The sequence below is a fragment of the Allobosea sp. genome, from assembly GCF_036675845.1.
Lineage (GTDB): Bacteria > Pseudomonadota > Alphaproteobacteria > Rhizobiales > Beijerinckiaceae > Allobosea.
In genome coordinates, this window is sequence record NZ_JAKFED010000155.1 from 42945 (window position 1) to 57369 (window position 14425).

At 68.2% G+C, this 14425-nt stretch carries 15 protein-coding genes; 8 read left to right on the top strand and 7 right to left on the bottom strand.

The genetic code is table 11. The features are described from left to right. Nucleotides 1-94: 94 nt before the first annotated feature. Nucleotides 95-1744 carry an acyl-CoA dehydrogenase family protein gene (locus V6M56_RS17645; protein WP_332685468.1) on the top strand — a complete coding sequence of 550 codons (1650 nt, stop codon included), beginning with the start codon at nucleotides 95-97 and terminating at the stop codon, nucleotides 1742-1744. 206 nt (nucleotides 1745-1950) lie between these two features. Here V6M56_RS17645 and V6M56_RS17650 read toward each other — a convergent pair whose 3' ends face one another. Beyond that, a complete protein-coding gene (locus V6M56_RS17650) occupies nucleotides 1951-2685 on the bottom strand; it encodes a DUF899 domain-containing protein (protein ID WP_332685469.1) in 735 nt (244 codons plus the stop codon). Between the two features lie 85 nt (nucleotides 2686-2770). Between V6M56_RS17650 and V6M56_RS17655 the strand changes: the two genes are divergently transcribed. Both V6M56_RS17655 and V6M56_RS17660 read left to right on the top strand, forming a co-directional pair. Then, nucleotides 2771-3217: a MarR family winged helix-turn-helix transcriptional regulator gene (locus V6M56_RS17655; protein WP_332685470.1), complete on the top strand. Its 447-nt coding sequence runs from the start codon at nucleotides 2771-2773 to the stop codon at nucleotides 3215-3217. Between the two features lie 69 nt (nucleotides 3218-3286). After that, nucleotides 3287-3688, top strand: a complete 402-nt coding sequence (locus V6M56_RS17660) for a VOC family protein (protein ID WP_332685471.1) — start codon at nucleotides 3287-3289, stop codon at nucleotides 3686-3688. A 24-nt stretch (nucleotides 3689-3712) separates the two neighbouring features. On the opposite strand, the gene glpD is transcribed toward V6M56_RS17660, so the two are convergent. Together glpD and V6M56_RS17670 are read right to left on the bottom strand one after the other, a co-directional pair. Beyond that, on the bottom strand, nucleotides 3713-5251 hold the full coding sequence (gene glpD / locus V6M56_RS17665; RefSeq protein WP_332685472.1) for a glycerol-3-phosphate dehydrogenase: 1539 nt from the start codon (nucleotides 5249-5251) through the stop codon (nucleotides 3713-3715). A gap of 145 nt (nucleotides 5252-5396) precedes the next feature. Beyond that, on the bottom strand, nucleotides 5397-6200 hold the full coding sequence (locus tag V6M56_RS17670; RefSeq protein ID WP_332685473.1) for a DeoR/GlpR family DNA-binding transcription regulator: 804 nt from the start codon (nucleotides 6198-6200) through the stop codon (nucleotides 5397-5399). Nucleotides 6201-6427: 227 nt separating this feature from the next. On the opposite strand from V6M56_RS17670, the gene V6M56_RS17675 reads away from it, so the two are divergent. Further along, the gene (locus V6M56_RS17675; RefSeq protein WP_332685474.1) at nucleotides 6428-7402 is read left to right on the top strand and encodes an HWE histidine kinase domain-containing protein; all 975 of its coding nucleotides are present in this window, start codon (nucleotides 6428-6430) and stop codon (nucleotides 7400-7402) included. Between the two features lie 137 nt (nucleotides 7403-7539). On the opposite strand, the gene V6M56_RS17680 is transcribed toward V6M56_RS17675, so the two are convergent. Together V6M56_RS17680 and V6M56_RS17685 are read right to left on the bottom strand one after the other, a co-directional pair. Beyond that, nucleotides 7540-8058 carry a hypothetical protein gene (locus V6M56_RS17680; RefSeq protein ID WP_332685475.1) on the bottom strand — a complete coding sequence of 173 codons (519 nt, stop codon included), beginning with the start codon at nucleotides 8056-8058 and terminating at the stop codon, nucleotides 7540-7542. Next, nucleotides 8055-8435 carry a hypothetical protein gene (locus tag V6M56_RS17685; RefSeq protein WP_332685476.1) on the bottom strand — a complete coding sequence of 127 codons (381 nt, stop codon included), beginning with the start codon at nucleotides 8433-8435 and terminating at the stop codon, nucleotides 8055-8057. Before V6M56_RS17685 ends, V6M56_RS17680 begins: the two co-directional genes overlap by 4 nt. 179 nt (nucleotides 8436-8614) lie before the next feature. Between V6M56_RS17685 and V6M56_RS17690 the strand changes: the two genes are divergently transcribed. Continuing rightward, nucleotides 8615-10108: an MDR family MFS transporter gene (locus tag V6M56_RS17690; protein WP_332685502.1), complete on the top strand. Its 1494-nt coding sequence runs from the start codon at nucleotides 8615-8617 to the stop codon at nucleotides 10106-10108. Between the two features lie 116 nt (nucleotides 10109-10224). Further along, on the top strand, nucleotides 10225-10776 hold the full coding sequence (locus V6M56_RS17695) for a DUF1269 domain-containing protein (RefSeq protein WP_332685477.1): 552 nt from the start codon (nucleotides 10225-10227) through the stop codon (nucleotides 10774-10776). A gap of 235 nt (nucleotides 10777-11011) precedes the next feature. Here the strand turns inward: V6M56_RS17695 and V6M56_RS17700 are convergent, their stop codons facing one another. Then, nucleotides 11012-11608 carry a hypothetical protein gene (locus V6M56_RS17700; protein ID WP_332685478.1) on the bottom strand — a complete coding sequence of 199 codons (597 nt, stop codon included), beginning with the start codon at nucleotides 11606-11608 and terminating at the stop codon, nucleotides 11012-11014. Nucleotides 11609-11633: 25 nt separating this feature from the next. Further along, nucleotides 11634-12476, bottom strand: a complete 843-nt coding sequence (dapD, locus tag V6M56_RS17705; protein WP_332685479.1) for a 2,3,4,5-tetrahydropyridine-2,6-dicarboxylate N-succinyltransferase — start codon at nucleotides 12474-12476, stop codon at nucleotides 11634-11636. A 130-nt stretch (nucleotides 12477-12606) separates the two neighbouring features. On the opposite strand from dapD, the gene V6M56_RS17710 reads away from it, so the two are divergent. Both V6M56_RS17710 and V6M56_RS17715 read left to right on the top strand, forming a co-directional pair. After that, the gene (locus V6M56_RS17710; protein ID WP_332685480.1) at nucleotides 12607-12888 is read left to right on the top strand and encodes a hypothetical protein; all 282 of its coding nucleotides are present in this window, start codon (nucleotides 12607-12609) and stop codon (nucleotides 12886-12888) included. Nucleotides 12889-13037: 149 nt separating this feature from the next. Beyond that, nucleotides 13038-14372, top strand: a complete 1335-nt coding sequence (locus V6M56_RS17715; protein WP_332685481.1) for an 8-oxoguanine deaminase — start codon at nucleotides 13038-13040, stop codon at nucleotides 14370-14372. Nucleotides 14373-14425: the final 53 nt, after the last annotated feature.

Consider the following 14425-nt stretch of genomic DNA (forward strand, 5'->3'; position numbering starts at 1 on the left):
GGTCGAGCCTGTCCCGACCATCCACGTCTTCACCTTGTCCGCGTCGCAAGACGTGGATGCTCGCCACAAGGGCGAGCATGACGCGAGCGCCCTCATGAACGCCCACCCCACCGCCACCCATCAGGTCCTCAACCAGGCCCGCCCGGCTACCGGCTGGAACGCCTTCTCCGACGATGCCGTGCTGCAGGGCGTCGTGGCGCGACTCGCGCCCTGGGCGGCGGGCAAGGCCGCGGCGCTCGGCGCCCATGCCGGCGATGCCGAGGTGCAGGAACTGGCGCGGCTCGCCAACAAACATGGCCCGGAACTGAAGAGCCATGACCGCTTCGGCAACCGCACCGACTGGATCGAGTTCCACCCGGCCTGGCACGAACTGATGGGCCTCGCCTTCGCCCATGAGGTGCCGTCGCTCGCCTGGACGACAAAGGAGCCGAACGGGCATGCGGCGCGCGCCGTGATGTCCTATCTCTGGAACCAGGTCGAGCACGGGACGGGGTGCCCGACCGGCATGACCTATGCAGCCTTCCCCGGCCTCGCCCAGCCCGAGTTCGCGCTCTGGCGCGAGAAGATCACCTCCGGCCGCTACGACAAGCGGCCGCTGCCGGTGGCGCAGAAGAGCGGCGCCAGCATCGGCTATGCGATGACCGAGAAACAGGGCGGCTCGGACCTGCGCCAGACCCAGACCACGGCGCGCTATCTCGAGGATACGCCGGAGGGCCGGGTCTACCTGATCACCGGGCACAAATGGTTCTTCTCGGTGCCGCAATCGGACGGGTTCTTCACCCTGGCACGCACGGAGAGCGGCGTCTCCTGCCTGTTCTGCCCGGGCTTCCTGCCCGATGGCAGCCGCAACCGGCTGCAGATCCAGCGGCTGAAGGACAAGGCCGGCAACCGCTCGAACGCCTCCTCCGAGGTCGAATTCCGCGAATGCCTCGGCTGGCTCGTCGGCGAGGAAGGCTCGGGCATCAAGGAGATCCTCAGCCACGCCCATCTGACGCGGCTCGACTTCGCGATCGGCTCGGCCGGACTGATGCGCCAGGCGCTGACCCTGGCGCTGAACCACACCCAGTCGCGCCGGGGCTTCGGTTCTTCGCTGGCCGAGCAGCCGATGATGACCAATATCCTCGCCGATCTTGCGATCGATTCCGAAGCCTCGACGCTGATGGCCTTCCGCGTCGCCGCTGCGACCGACGCGATAGAGAGCTCCGAGCAGGAGCGCCATGTCGCGCGGGTCTCGACGCCGCTCGCCAAGTTCTGGAACTGCAAGCGCGCCGCCGCCTTCGTCGTCGAGGCGCTGGAATGCCATGGTGGCAACGGCTTCATCGAGGAGAACCCGATGGCGCGGCTCTATCGCGAGGCGCCGCTCAACGCGATCTGGGAGGGCACCTCGAACATGATGTGCATGGACGTGCTGCGCTCCTTCAACCGGGATCCCCGCACCAAGGAGGCCTTCATGACCGAGGTCGGCAGCGCGCGCGGGGCGAACCGGGCGCTCGACCGCTGGCTCGATCGGCTCGGCACGGAAGTCGCAAAGCCGCGCAATGACGATGGCCATGGCCGCCGTCTCGCCAATCTGATGGCCTATGCGCTGCAGGCCTCGGAATTGCGCAAGCACGCCGACGAGGCGGTGTTCGAGAGCTTCTGCCGCTCGCGGCTCGACGCCGACTGGGGCTATGTCTTCGGCACGCTAGAGCCCTCGCCGGAGCTCGCCGGGATCGTGCAGCGGGCGACAGTGGCGCGGGCGTAGCGCGACGACCGCCCGTCATTGCGAGCGCAGCGAAGCAATCCAGCCGTCTCGCTCGACGGTCCCTGGATTGCTTCGTCGGCTTCGCCTCCTCGCAATGACGGCATCGGCCGTCGTCATCGCAGTGAAATCGCGCGCCCCAAGTCCGTGCCCTTCCGGAGACGGACGACCCTACCAACCCTATGCGCGCGTTCCGTGGTTCGCCGCCCTCAGGCGGCGCAGCAGGCATGTGCCCTGGGCTGCTCCTCGTATTCGTCATGGCGTTTGACGAAGCTCAGCGTCGAGGTCTCGTTGCGGCCCTTGGGCGCGCGGTCGAGGATCATCAGCGTCGAGAGCAGTTCCTCGCCACCGCGGGCATAGGAGGAGTAAGTGTGGAACACCTCGCCCTGCTCGTCGCGGATGAAGGCGCTCATCCCCGGCAGCTCGTCGAAGGCCTGTTCGGTCGGCGTTTGTGTGAAATTGTACTCGACCTGGCCGCTCGCCAGTTCCTCCTTGGTGAAGGAGACGTGGAAGTCGAAATTGAAGTCGCTGCCGAAGGACGAAACCCAGGGGAAGGTCCAGCCCATGCGCTGCTTGTAGGCCTCGATCCTGGCGAGCGGCGCCCGCGAGACCGCGACCAGCGTGACGTCGTGATTGTTGAGATGCGGCAAGGTACCGTCGAAATGATCGGCCATGAAGGAGCAGCCGGGGCAGCCCGCCTCCCAGTCCGGCCCGAACATGAAATGATAGATCACGAGCTGGCTGCGGCCGTCGAACAGCTCCGCGAGGCCGCGCCTGCCGGCCGGGGTCTCGAAGACATAATCCTTCTCGACCCTGACCCAGGGCAGCGCCAGGCGCTCGGCGTTGATCTCGTCCCGCAGGCGGGTGAATTCCTTCTCCCGCGCCAGCAGCGCCCGGCGCGCCGCCAGCCATTCGGTTTTCGAGGCAAGCTGATGATGCTGCATGGTTTTCTCCTCCAGCAAATGCGCCCCAGACCTTGACATTGTGAGTTGATATCAACATAATTGAACAATGTCAAAATCAGCCGCCATGCCGGCCGAATCGCCGGTCCCCTTCACGGTCACGCTGCATGTCCGCGACCATTGCCTGTGCCTGCACATGCAGCGCGCGGCGCGCACGCTGGCGCGGCTGTTCGACGAGGCGCTGCGGCCACTCGGGCTGACCAACCAGCAGTTCTCGCTGCTGATGTCGCTGAACCGGCCGGAGCCGCCGAGCATCGCGCCGGTGGCGAGCCTGCTCGGCATGGACCGCACCACGCTGACCGCCGCGCTGAAGCCGCTGGAGCGGCGCGGGCTGGTCAACGTCGCGCCCGGAAAGAAGGATCGCCGCAGCCGGCTGCTGGCGATTACGCCCGAGGGAATTGCGCTGCTGGCGGAGGCCGTGCCGATCTGGCGGCGCACGCATGACGCGGTCGATGCCCGCCTCGCCGATCCGGAACCGGAGCGGCTCAGGCAGACGCTGCGCGCCATGTCATAGCCTTGCCACATCCGCCCGGCCCACTGGCCGATCCACCCGAAAAGACGGTGCCTGCCCAAGGAGCACGCAATGCCCCAGATGATCTTCGTCAACCTGCCGGTGAAGGACCTTGCGAAGTCGATGGACTTCTTCAAGGCGCTCGGCTTCTCCTTCAACCCGCAGTTCACCGACGAGACCGCCGCCTGCATGGTGATCAGCGACACGATCTTCGCCATGCTGCTGACCCATGAGAAATTCGCCAGCTTCTCGCCGAAGCCGGTCGCCGATACGAACCAGGCGATCGAGGTGCTGATCGCGCTCTCGCGCGACAACCGCGAGGCGGTGGATGCCATCGTCAAGGCGGCGCTCGCGGCGGGTGGCAGCACCTTCAGCGAGCCGCAGGATCACGGCTTCATGTACGCCCATGCCTTCCGAGACCTCGACGGCCATGTCTGGGAGGTGATGTGGATGGATCCGGCCGCCGTACAATAGAGCAGGCGGCGAACGGGGTCGCGTTCAGCGCGGCTCCGCCTGCAGCGCCATGACCGGCGGCCTGGCCATCTGCGCCGCCATGTAGTCGTCGAGCGCACGGCGCTGCTCGGGCGAGAAGCGCAGTCCGAGCTTGCTGCGCCGGAATAGCACGTCCTCCGCAGTCAGCGCCCATTCCTGCGCCATCAGCCAGGCAACCTCGCGCTCGGTCAGGTCGGCGCCGAAGACGCGGCCAAGGTCGCCCATCTCCCTGGCGCCTTCGAGCAGCGCCTCGGTGCGGGTGCCATAGGCGCGGGCCAGCCGGCGCGCCAGCCTGCGCTCGAGCCAGGGCCGCGCCGCGCAGAGCCGCTCGACCAGCGCCTCGAAGCCCTCGACCGGAAAATCGCCACCCGGCAAGGGGGCGCCGGCCGTCCAGGGTGGCGCGCGCAGGGCCGGCACGGCGGCGGCGAGCTTCGCCACCGCCGCCTCGGCAAGGCGGCGCGAGGTGGTGATCTTGCCGCCGAAGACCGAGAGCAGCGGGGCCGTGCCCGCCGGCTCGTCGAGCGCCAGCACATAGTCGCGCGTCGCCTCCTGGGCCTTGCTGGCGCCGTCGTCATAAAGCGGGCGCACGCCGGAATAGGTCCAGACCACGTCGTCGCGCCGGATCTCGCGGCGGAAATATTCGCCGGCCGCGGCGCAGAGATAGGCGATCTCGTCCTCGCTGGCGGCGACCTTGGCCGGATCACCGCGATAATCCCTGTCGGTGGTGCCGATCAGCGTGAAATTGCCCTCATAGGGGATGGCGAAGACGATGCGGCCGTCGCCGTTCTGGAAGATGTAGCAGCGCTCATGCTCGAACAGGCGCGGCACGACGATATGGCTGCCCTGAACCAGCCTGACCGAGGCCGGCCGCTCGCTCGGCACGATGCCGTTGAGCACATCGGCGACCCAGGGTCCGGCGGCATTGACCAGAGTGCGGGCCGAGGTCTCGGCGCGGGTGCCCTCGCGGTCTTCCGTCGTCACCAGCCAGTGATCGCCCTGCCGGCGCGCGCCGACGACCTTCGTTCGCGTCAGGATGCGGGCCCCGCGCTCGGCGGCGTCACGGGCGTTGAGCACGACGAGACGCGCATCCTCGACCCAGCAATCGGAATATTCGAAGGCACGGCGGAAGCGCGGCTGCAATGGCTCCCCGGCCGCGTCCTGCCGCAGATCGAGCGAACGCGTCGCCGGCAGCAGATGGCGGCCGCCGAGATGGTCGTAGAGGAAAAGGCCGAGCCGCAGCAGCCACCAGGGCCGCAGCCCCTGATGATGCGGCAGAACGAAGCGCAGCGGCCAGACGATATGCGGCGCGGCGCGCCAGATCACCTCGCGCTCGGTGAGGGCCTCGCGCACCAGCCGGAACTCGTAATGCTCGAGATAGCGCAGGCCGCCATGGATCAGCTTGGTCGAGGCCGAGGAGGTGGCGCCGGCAAGGTCTCCCTGCTCGAACAGGACGACGGAGGCGCCGCGCCCTGCGGCATCGCGGGCGATGCCGCAGCCATTCACGCCGCCGCCGATGATGGCGATGTCGAAAACCGGAGCCGTCACGGATCTTCCTCCCGGAGGGCAGATGCGATCGCCATCCCGGCCTCAAAATAAGGCGCGCCTTACTTGCGCGCAACGGAAAAACGAAATTAAAACGAAAGTTCAAGTTTCGCTTTTCATTTCGCCTCCGCTCATGCCGCGCGAAGGTTCAGTCCGGGTCGCCGTCCGGCGGCCGGGTGGCGGCCTCCTTCGCCGTCTCGATCACCGCGACCTCCTCGTTGCGGCAGAGCTCGCGCAGGGAGGACGATTGCAGCCGATCGGTGACGAAGACGTCGACATCGCGCAGATGGCCGATGCGGACGGGGGCGGAGCGCTCGAGCTTGGTGCTGTCGGCGACGAGCAGGCATTGCCGGGCATTCTCGATGATCGCCTGCGAAACCCTGACCTCGCGAAAGTCGAAATCGAGCAGCGCGCCGTCCTCGTCGATGGCCGAGGTGCCGATTACGGCATAGTCGACCTTGAACTGGCGGATGAGATCGACCGCCGCCGCGCCGATGACGCCGCCGTCCGAACGCCGGACCGGACCGCCGGCGACGATGACCTCGATGCGCGGATGCGGGTAGAGCAGCGTCGCGACATGCAGGTTGTTGGTGATCACCAGCAGGCCCTGATGGTCGGTCAACGCGCGGGCGACCTCCTCGGTGGTCGTGCCGATATTGATGAACAGCGAGGCGTCGTTGGGGATCAGCGCGGCGGCGGCGCGGCCGATCGCAGCCTTCTCCTCGCCGGCGATGAAGCGGCGCGCCTCATAGGCGAGGTTCTCGACGCTGGAGGCGACGACAGCGCCGCCATGGACGCGCGACATCACCCGCTGCTCGCAGAGCTGGTTCAGGTCCTTGCGGATGGTCTGGACGCTGACCTCGTAGCGCGCCGCCAGTTCCTCGACGCTGACCCGGCCCTGGCTGCGGGCCAGCGTCACGATCTCGCGCTGGCGCGGCGTCAGGCTTTCCATGGGCGAGGCTCCTTCGGGCGTGGCGCCAAGCTGACGATGCGGCGCGGCGGCGTCAACCGGCAGCGGCGGGCAGGGTGAAGGCTCGCAAGAAGGGAAGCATGGGGGATCGATTATCTGGCTGCCCGCCGCGCGAACCTGGCCGCGCCATGTCAAAAGACATGCCGGTTTTACACGCATTGCTGTAGCGGTCGAACTGCACCGCCGAAAAGCAAGGATCGGAAGCGCTCGTGCCGACACAGGTTGACAAGGATGCGCGCTTCATGAGCGCCGTGCTCGCCGCTTCCGAGGACTGCATCAAGGTGCTCGACCTCGAAGGCCGGCTGAGCTTCATGAGCGAAGGCGGCCAGCGGGTGATGGAGGTCGTCGATTTCGAAGCGATCCGCGGCTGCGCCTGGCCCGATTTCTGGGAGGATGCCCACTCGGACGAGGCGCGGGCGGCGCTCGCGGCAGCACGCGAGGGCAGGAGCTACCGCTTCCACGGCCCGGCCAACACCGCCGCCGGCAATCCGCGCTACTGGGACGTGCAGGTCTCGCCGATCATCGGGTCGGACGGAGCGCCTGAAGCGATCCTCTCGGTCTCGCGCGACATCACCGAGCTGCGCGCCAGCGAGGAGCGCTACCGCACGCTCGCCAGCGAGCTCAACCACCGCATCAAGAACCTGCTCGCCATGGTCCAGGGCATCGTCAACCAGACGCTGCGCCAGCGCGACGAGCCGCCCGAAGTCGCCAAGACCCGGCTCAGCGAGCGCCTGCAGGCGCTCGGCGCGGCGCAGGACCTGCTGATGTCGGCGAGCCGGCATGGCGCCGACCTGAAGCAACTGGTCGAGACCGTGCTGGCGCCGCATCGCTTCGGCACGCGGATCAGAATTTCGGGGCCCGCCCTCGCGCTTTCGCCGAAATGCGCACTGGCGATGGCGCTGGCCACCCATGAGCTCGGCACCAATGCCATGAAATACGGGGCCTTGTCGCATGAAGCCGGCCATGTCGAAGCCGGGTGGCAGATCGAGGACGGGGAGCTGCACTTCCGCTGGCAGGAGCGCGGCGGCCCGCCGGTCGAGCCGCCCGTCCGGCGCGGTTTCGGATCGCAGATGATCGAGAAGGCGCTCGGCAGCTATTTCGGCGGCCAGGCCCAGACCCAGTATGCTCCGGACGGTATCGTGCTGACGCTGCGGGCTCCGGTCGCGGGATTGGCGGAGTTCTAGATCGCCGTGCGTCCATTCGGACGCAGAGATGGCGATCTAGCTCTTTGTTGTAGCATCGGATTCAACCGAAAACCGGATTCCACTTTTCGGTCCGATGCTCTGGATCGCTTGCCGTCCGCCGGACGCAGAGGTGGCAGCTAACGTGGATCGAGGTCGGCCGGCACAGCGCGGGGCAGCTTCGCGCGATACATCAGGCCCCAGGCGTCGCGGCCCAATGGAAAGTCCCGGCATTTGAGGTCGGCCGCTTGCCGGCCGGCCTGCGTGACCAGCACGCCGTTCCGCTCGCCCTGCCCCTTCACGATGATCGAATAGAGCGCGTAGGTGGCATCGCCGCGGGAGAAGCGGACAATGTCGCCGGCAGAGCCGGCGTCGCCGATGACGGCGGCACTGAAGGCTGCATCCGGCGGACGGGGCGGATCGGGATAGGTCAGTTCCAGCGCCCCCTCGCGCCCGAAGCGGTAGATCAGCGTGCCGCTGCCGGGGCCGATATCGGCGGAGGCGCAGAGCGAGACGATCCTGGCGCCGACCGCACAGGAGAACACCGCCTCCTCCTCGCGCAGGCAAAGCGAGGGCCGCCGATCGGCCGCGGCGGCCATGCTCGCCAGAACGGCCGGCGCGAGCAGGGCCGGCGCCAGGCACCAGAGCAAGCGCCTCATTTCAGCCAGAGCCTGAGCGGGATCTGGCCGGCCCTGCCGCAATCGGCGAAGGCGACGCCGTCCTCGGAGAGCCTGCCGGCGACCTTGCAAACATCATCCCCGAGGGTGAGGTTCGCGGCATAGCGCTGGCCGTTGCGGCTGAGGCGGATCGAGCCGGTCTTCTGCGAGACCTCGCCCGGCCCGCAAATGGCGAGATGCTTCAGGTGCAGAGCGCCGGCGAATTCGCGCCGGCGCCAGAGCCCGGCCGCCTTCTCCTCGGCAAGCGCTGCCGTGACCGCCCATTCCCCGGCATAGCCATAGCGGCCGGTGAGCTCGAGCCCCTGCGCGAGTGCGGCGCCGGGGACGAGGATGAAAACCAGGAATATCGCTGCGCGCATCGCAGCCTCCGCCATGGCGCTGTCATAGCGACCGCCCTGGTATTCTGCACCGGCACCGATAAATCGCGAAATGCGCTGCGCCGGGAGCGCTGATCGGCCCTGCGCCCCCGCAACTGGCGCATGGCGAAACAGCTCACTATGTTCCGCCATTCCCAATTCACAGGACGGGCACAGTGCCGATGGACAAGCGGGTCGAGACCGAGGAGCCGGCGGCTGCGCTGAGCCATGCCGATATCCGCTCGATCCTGATCGGCATCATGCTCGCGATGTTCCTGGCGGCGCTCGACCAGACCATCGTCGCGACCGCGATGCCGACGATCGGCCGCGAACTCGGCGACGTCACCCATCTGCCCTGGGTGGTGACCTCCTATCTCCTGGCCTCGACCGCGGTGACCCCGCTCTACGGCAAGCTCGCCGACATCCATGGAAGGCGGGTGACGCTGCTCGGCGGCATCGTCATCTTCATCGTCGGCTCTGTCGCCTGTGCGCTCGCCTCCTCGCTCTGGCTGCTGGTCGTCGCCCGCTTCGTGCAGGGGCTCGGCGGCGGCGGGCTGATCGCGCTCGCCCAGACCATCATCGGCGACATGGTGCCGCCGAAGGAGCGCGGGAAATATCAGGTCTACATCGCCAGCGTCTTCTTCACCTCCTCGCTGCTCGGCCCGGTGCTCGGCGGCGTGATCTCGGAAGCGCTGCACTGGTCGGTGATCTTCTGGATCAACCTGCCGCTCGGGCTCGCCGCCTACTGGATGACGGACAAGGCGCTCAAGCTTCTGCCGCGCCACGAACGCCCGCACCAGCTCGACGTGCTCGGCGCCCTGCTGATGACCGGTGCGACGATGACCCTGCTGCTCGCGCTCTCCTGGGGCGGCGTGCTCTACCCCTGGGCCTCCTGGCCGATCTTCGGGCTGGTGCTGCTTTCGCTGGTGCTCTGGCTCGGCTTCGGCTGGCGGCTGCGGGTCGCGGCCGAGCCGCTGATCCCGCTCGCCATCCTCGCCAATCCGGTGGTGCGCGACGGCACCATCGCCGCCGGCTTCGGCATGGGCACCTTCATCGGACTGACGATCTACCTGCCGCTCTATTTCGAGACGGTCGTCGGCCTGTCGGCCGCCAATTCCGGACTGGGGCTGATCCCGCTGACCTGCGGCACCGTGGTCGGCGCGACCGCCTCGGGCCGGGCGATGACGAAGCTGACGCATTACAAGCGGGTGCCGATCGCGGGGCTCGCCGTGGCGCTGGCGGGAACCGCCGTCCTCGCCGCCTTCGCCGGCCGGCTGCCGCTCCTGCCCTTCGCGCTGGTGCTCTGCGTGATCAGCCTCGGCTTCGGAACGGTGCTGCCGGTCGCGACCGTCGCGATCCAGAACGCGGTCGCGATGCACCAGCTCGGCACCGCCACCGCGACGGCCAATTTCTTCCGGCAGATCGGCGGGGCGCTGATCGTCGCCGTCTTCGGCGCCATCGTGCTCGGCGGCATGGGCGCAAGCGGCGCCGGGCTCTCGGCCGAGACGCTGAAGGCCGGCGCCGTCGACCGTGAGACCATGGTCCGGCTGTTCAGTTACGTCTTCGCGGCGACCTTCGTCGGCTTCGCCATGTGCCTGCTGTTCCTGGCCAGGATGAAGGAATTGCCGCTGCGCGGCGCGGCGAAGGCGGCGGCGAAAGAGGTTCTGGGCGAGTAGGCGCGCCCCTCGCCGGGCAGGAACCAGCCTCGGCGCCGCAGGGCGCAACCTGCCCGTTGCCGCAAACCTGTCACAAGCTATGGTCAGGCTGGCATTCCCGCCGCAGGAGAACCGCCATGTCCGATCTCGTCGTCATCGTCTATCCGACCGAGGCCAAGGCCGAGGAAATGCGCCAGAAGATCATCGGGCTGCAGAAGGAGTACCTGATCCAGATCAGCGATGCCGCCATTGCGGTGATGCATGAGGGCGGCAAGATCAAGCTCAACCAGCTGCTCAACACCACGGCGCTCGGCGCCGCCTCGGGCGGCTTCTGGGGTCTGCTGATCGGCGCGATCTTCCTGATGCCGGTGTTCGGCGCGGCGATCGGTGCCGCCTCCGGCGCGCTCGGCGGCGCGCTGACCGATTACGGCGTCGACGACAAGTTCATGAAGGAGCTCTCGACCAACCTGCAGCCCGGCAATGCGGCGCTGTTCGTGCTGATCCAGAAGATCACCTCCGACAAGGTGCTCGAGGCGATCAAGGGCACCGGCGGCGTGGTGCTGAAGACCTCGCTCGACCATTCGCAGGAGCAGAAGCTGCGCGATGCGCTCGCCGCCTCGCCGGCCGCCCAGCCACTGCGGCCCAGCCCCGGCCCGGACGCGACGACGAATCCCGCTCCGGCGGCGTGAGGCGCAAGCTGGCCTCGGCGGCTGCGTCAGGCCAGCCTGCTGCCATGGACAACTCGCCGTCATTCCGGGGCGCTGCGCAGCAGCGAGCCCGGAACCCATGAACACGACACAAATCGAGGCCGCGCAGCGACAGACTGCCTTCTGGAAAAGTCTCGCGTTCATGGGTTCCGGGCTCAGGCCTTCGGCCTGCCCCGGAATGACGGCGAGGTTCCGGGCTCAACCCGTTAGCCAGAAGCTATCTCCGCTTGAAGCTCTGCTTCTCGATGGTGAGCGCGATGGTCCGCCCGGTTCCGGGCGAGCCCTCCATCGCATGCGCCCTCAATTCCGCGCCGATGCCGGAGAGCCGCATGGCGGCCGGGTCGTCCGGCAAACTCCAGCTATGTGTCTGCGCGTGGAAGGTCAGCGGCACGTCGAAACGGCCGTTCGTGCCGGCGAGATAGGCGACCATCTGGCCGACCGTGCCGGCGCGGAGCTGGTCGAGCCGAACCTTGTAGAGGGCGCGCCTTCCGAGCAGCTCGAGCTCGACGCCGACGACGAGATGCTCGGCCGCATGGCGGGTGAAGGCGCTGGTCGAGGAAATGCTGCGGCGCTCGGGCGACGCCTCGAAGCTGGCGCGGACGACGCCCCTCGCGTCGCTGCTCAGGCGCTTGCCGGCACCGGGCGCGCTGACCTCGGCATCGGAGCCTATGGCGACGCGGACGGCATGGCGGGCGAGCGGCTTGCCGGCCTCGTCGACCAGCTTCAGCGTCAGCGAAACCGGCTCGGCCGCGACAGCCGGCGCAAGCAGCGCGATCAGGGCGAGGAGGCCGGCACGCAATGAGGAAAACCGCATCGTCCCAGCCCCTTCATCTACCGGTTCAGTCGCGCAGCAGGTCGTTGATGCCGGTCTTCGCCCGGGTCTGGGCGTCGACCGTCTTGACGATCACGGCGCAGTAGAGCGAGGGGCCGGGCGTGCCGTCGTTGAGCGGCTTGCCGGGCAGCGAGCCCGCGACCACAACCGAATAGGGCGGCACCTTGCCGATATGGACCTGGCCGGTGGCGCGGTCGACGATCTTGGTGGTGGCCGAGATGAAGACGCCCATGGCGAGCACCGCACCCTCGCCGACGACGACGCCCTCGACCACCTCGGAGCGGGCGCCGATGAAGCAGTTGTCCTCGATGATGGTCGGGTTGGCCTGCAGCGGCTCGAGCACACCGCCGATGCCGACGCCGCCGGAGAGATGGACGTTCTTGCCGATCTGGGCGCAGGAGCCGACCGTCGCCCAGGTGTCGACCATGGTGCCGGAATCGACATAGGCGCCGATGTTGACGAAGGACGGCATCAGGATGACGTTCGGGGCGAGATAGGAGCCTTTGCGCGCCGCCGCCGGCGGCACGACGCGGAAGCCCGCGGCGCGGAAGCGGTTCTCGCCCCAGCCCTCGAACTTCGACGGCACCTTGTCCCAGAACACGCCCTCCCCCGGGCCGTTCGCCATGATCTGGTTGTCGGTCAGGCGGAAGGAAAGCAGCACCGCCTTCTTCAGCCATTGATGCGTGACCCATTCGCCGCCGATCTTCTCGGCGACGCGTGCCTGGCCTGAATCGAGCAGCTCGATCGCCTGCTCGACGGCCTCGCGCGCAGCGCCTTTCGTCGTAATGCCGATCTCGGCCCGGTTCTCCCAGGCGGCGTCGATGGTGGCGGCGAGATCGGTCAGCGACATGAGGCGGCTCCGGCAGTCGTGAAGTCGCCCGGAGCGATGGCCGATGCAGGCAGCGGCGTCAAGGCTGGGGAACGCTTGGGGTCGCGGCGTGTTACAATCGCCAGCAAGCTCAACCGCAGCGGAGGCGAAGATGGGCCGGATCCTCTTGTCGCTCGTCCTGGTGCTCGCCGCCGGCGCCGCGCTCGCCCGGCCGCAGACGCCGGCACGGAGCTGCGTCGCCAACCAGCAGAGCGTCCGCGCCAATGGGGCGATCGTGCTCGGCACCGGCGGCCATACCTATGACCGCTTCGTGCGCCATCGCGGCTTCTGCCAGTTCGACGAATATGCCGACCCGGCCTGGGTGCCGGCGCGCGACACGCCGAGCTGCTTTGTCGGCTATCGCTGCAAGAGCGGGCCGATCTGGGAAGACTGAACCCGGCCGGGTGACCTCTCAAGCGTCATTCCCGACCCTTGCGATAGCGGCTTAGATCGAAACCCCTGCATGACGCCGGAGCCGAACTGGTTTTCGCGGCGGCCGGCGCCTATGCCGACAGCGACCCTATCGTCGAACCCGGACCCATCATGCGCCTCTGGATCAGGAACCCGCTTGCCATCCTCGCCGAAAATGCCGGCGGCGGGATCGTGATCGAGGACGGCGTCATCGTCGAGATCGTGACCCTGGGCGGCTTCCCCTCCCTGCCGGTGACCGAGAGCTTCGACGCGTCGAACCATGTCGTGCTGCCGGGGCTGATCAATACGCATCATCATTTCTACCAGACGCTGACGCGGGCCCATCCGGCGGCGATCGACCGCGAGCTCTTTCCCTGGCTGAAGGCGCTCTACCCGCTCTGGGCCAGGCTGCGGCCGGAAGACCTGCGGCTCGCCGTCCGTGCCGCGCTCGCCGAGTTGCTGCTCTCCGGCTGCACCACGGCGGCCGACCATCACTATCTCTACCCTGTGGGCCTGGAGAACGCGGTCGACATCGCCGTCGACGAGGCCCGGGCGCTCGGTGTCCGCGTCACCATCTCGCGCGGCTCGATGAACCTATCGCAGAAGGATGGCGGGCTGCCGCCGGACGACGTGGTGCAGGACGAGGAGACGATCCTCAGCGACAGCGAGCGGGTGCTCGGCCTGTTCCACGACCCCGCCCCCGGCAGCATGGTGCAGATCGCGCTGGCGCCCTGCTCGCCCTTCTCGGTGACGCCGGCGCTGATGGAAAAATCGGCCGAGCTCGCCGCCCGTTTCGACGCGCCGCTGCACACCCATCTCGCCGAGACGCAGGACGAGGATGCCTATTGCCTGGAGGTCTATGGCAAGCGCCCGCTCGACCTGCTGGAGGAAGCCGGCTGGATGCGACCGAAGACCTGGCTGGCGCACGGTGTCCACTTCTCCTGCGCGGAATGCGAGCGGCTGGGCAAGGCCGGGGTCGGCGTCTGCCATTGCCCGACCTCGAACGGCGTGCTCGCCTCCGGCTTCTGCAGGACCCGCGAGCTCGAGGCAGCCGGCGCCCCGCTCGGCCTCGGCGTCGACGGCTCAGCCAGCAATGACGGCTCCAACCTGATGGAGGAATTGCGGCACGCGCTGCTGGTCAACCGGCTGCACTACAAGAGCGCCAGCGCGGTGACGGCCCGCGACACCATCCGCTGGGCGACCGAAGGCTCGGCGCGCTGCCTGGGACGCAGCGATATCGGCCGGATCGCGCCCGGCATGCAGGGCGACCTCGCGTTCTACAGGCTCGACGAACTGCGCTTCTCGGGCGCGCATGACCCGATCGCGGCACTGGTGCTGTGCGGCGCCAGCCGGGCCGACCGGGTACTGGTCGCCGGGCGCTGGCGCGTCATCGACGGCGAAATCCCGGGGCTCGACCTTGCCGGCCTGCGCCGTGCGCACGGGCTGGCGGCGCGGCGTTACGCCTGAACCGGATGAGCGCGTCGATCTCCACCGTCATTCCGGGGCGCTGCGAAGCAGCG

Excerpts from the sequence above, each read along its gene's own strand:
- V6M56_RS17650 (WP_332685469.1), bottom strand. The coding sequence starts at position 2,685 with ATGCAGCATCATCAGCTTGCCTCGAAAACCGAATGGCTGGCGGCGCGC.
- V6M56_RS17695 (WP_332685477.1), top strand. The coding sequence starts at position 10,225 with ATGTCCGATCTCGTCGTCATCGTCTATCCGACCGAGGCCAAGGCCGAG.
- V6M56_RS17660 (WP_332685471.1), top strand. The coding sequence starts at position 3,287 with ATGCCCCAGATGATCTTCGTCAACCTGCCGGTGAAGGACCTTGCGAAG.
- V6M56_RS17715 (WP_332685481.1), top strand. The coding sequence starts at position 13,038 with ATGCGCCTCTGGATCAGGAACCCGCTTGCCATCCTCGCCGAAAATGCC.
- V6M56_RS17680 (WP_332685475.1), bottom strand. The coding sequence starts at position 8,058 with ATGAGGCGCTTGCTCTGGTGCCTGGCGCCGGCCCTGCTCGCGCCGGCC.
- V6M56_RS17685 (WP_332685476.1), bottom strand. The coding sequence starts at position 8,435 with ATGCGCGCAGCGATATTCCTGGTTTTCATCCTCGTCCCCGGCGCCGCA.
- V6M56_RS17700 (WP_332685478.1), bottom strand. The coding sequence starts at position 11,608 with ATGCGGTTTTCCTCATTGCGTGCCGGCCTCCTCGCCCTGATCGCGCTG.
- V6M56_RS17710 (WP_332685480.1), top strand. The coding sequence starts at position 12,607 with ATGGGCCGGATCCTCTTGTCGCTCGTCCTGGTGCTCGCCGCCGGCGCC.
- V6M56_RS17690 (WP_332685502.1), top strand. The coding sequence starts at position 8,615 with ATGGACAAGCGGGTCGAGACCGAGGAGCCGGCGGCTGCGCTGAGCCAT.
- V6M56_RS17645 (WP_332685468.1), top strand. The coding sequence starts at position 95 with ATGAACGCCCACCCCACCGCCACCCATCAGGTCCTCAACCAGGCCCGC.
- V6M56_RS17670 (WP_332685473.1), bottom strand. The coding sequence starts at position 6,200 with ATGGAAAGCCTGACGCCGCGCCAGCGCGAGATCGTGACGCTGGCCCGC.
- dapD (WP_332685479.1), bottom strand. The coding sequence starts at position 12,476 with ATGTCGCTGACCGATCTCGCCGCCACCATCGACGCCGCCTGGGAGAAC.
- V6M56_RS17655 (WP_332685470.1), top strand. The coding sequence starts at position 2,771 with ATGCCGGCCGAATCGCCGGTCCCCTTCACGGTCACGCTGCATGTCCGC.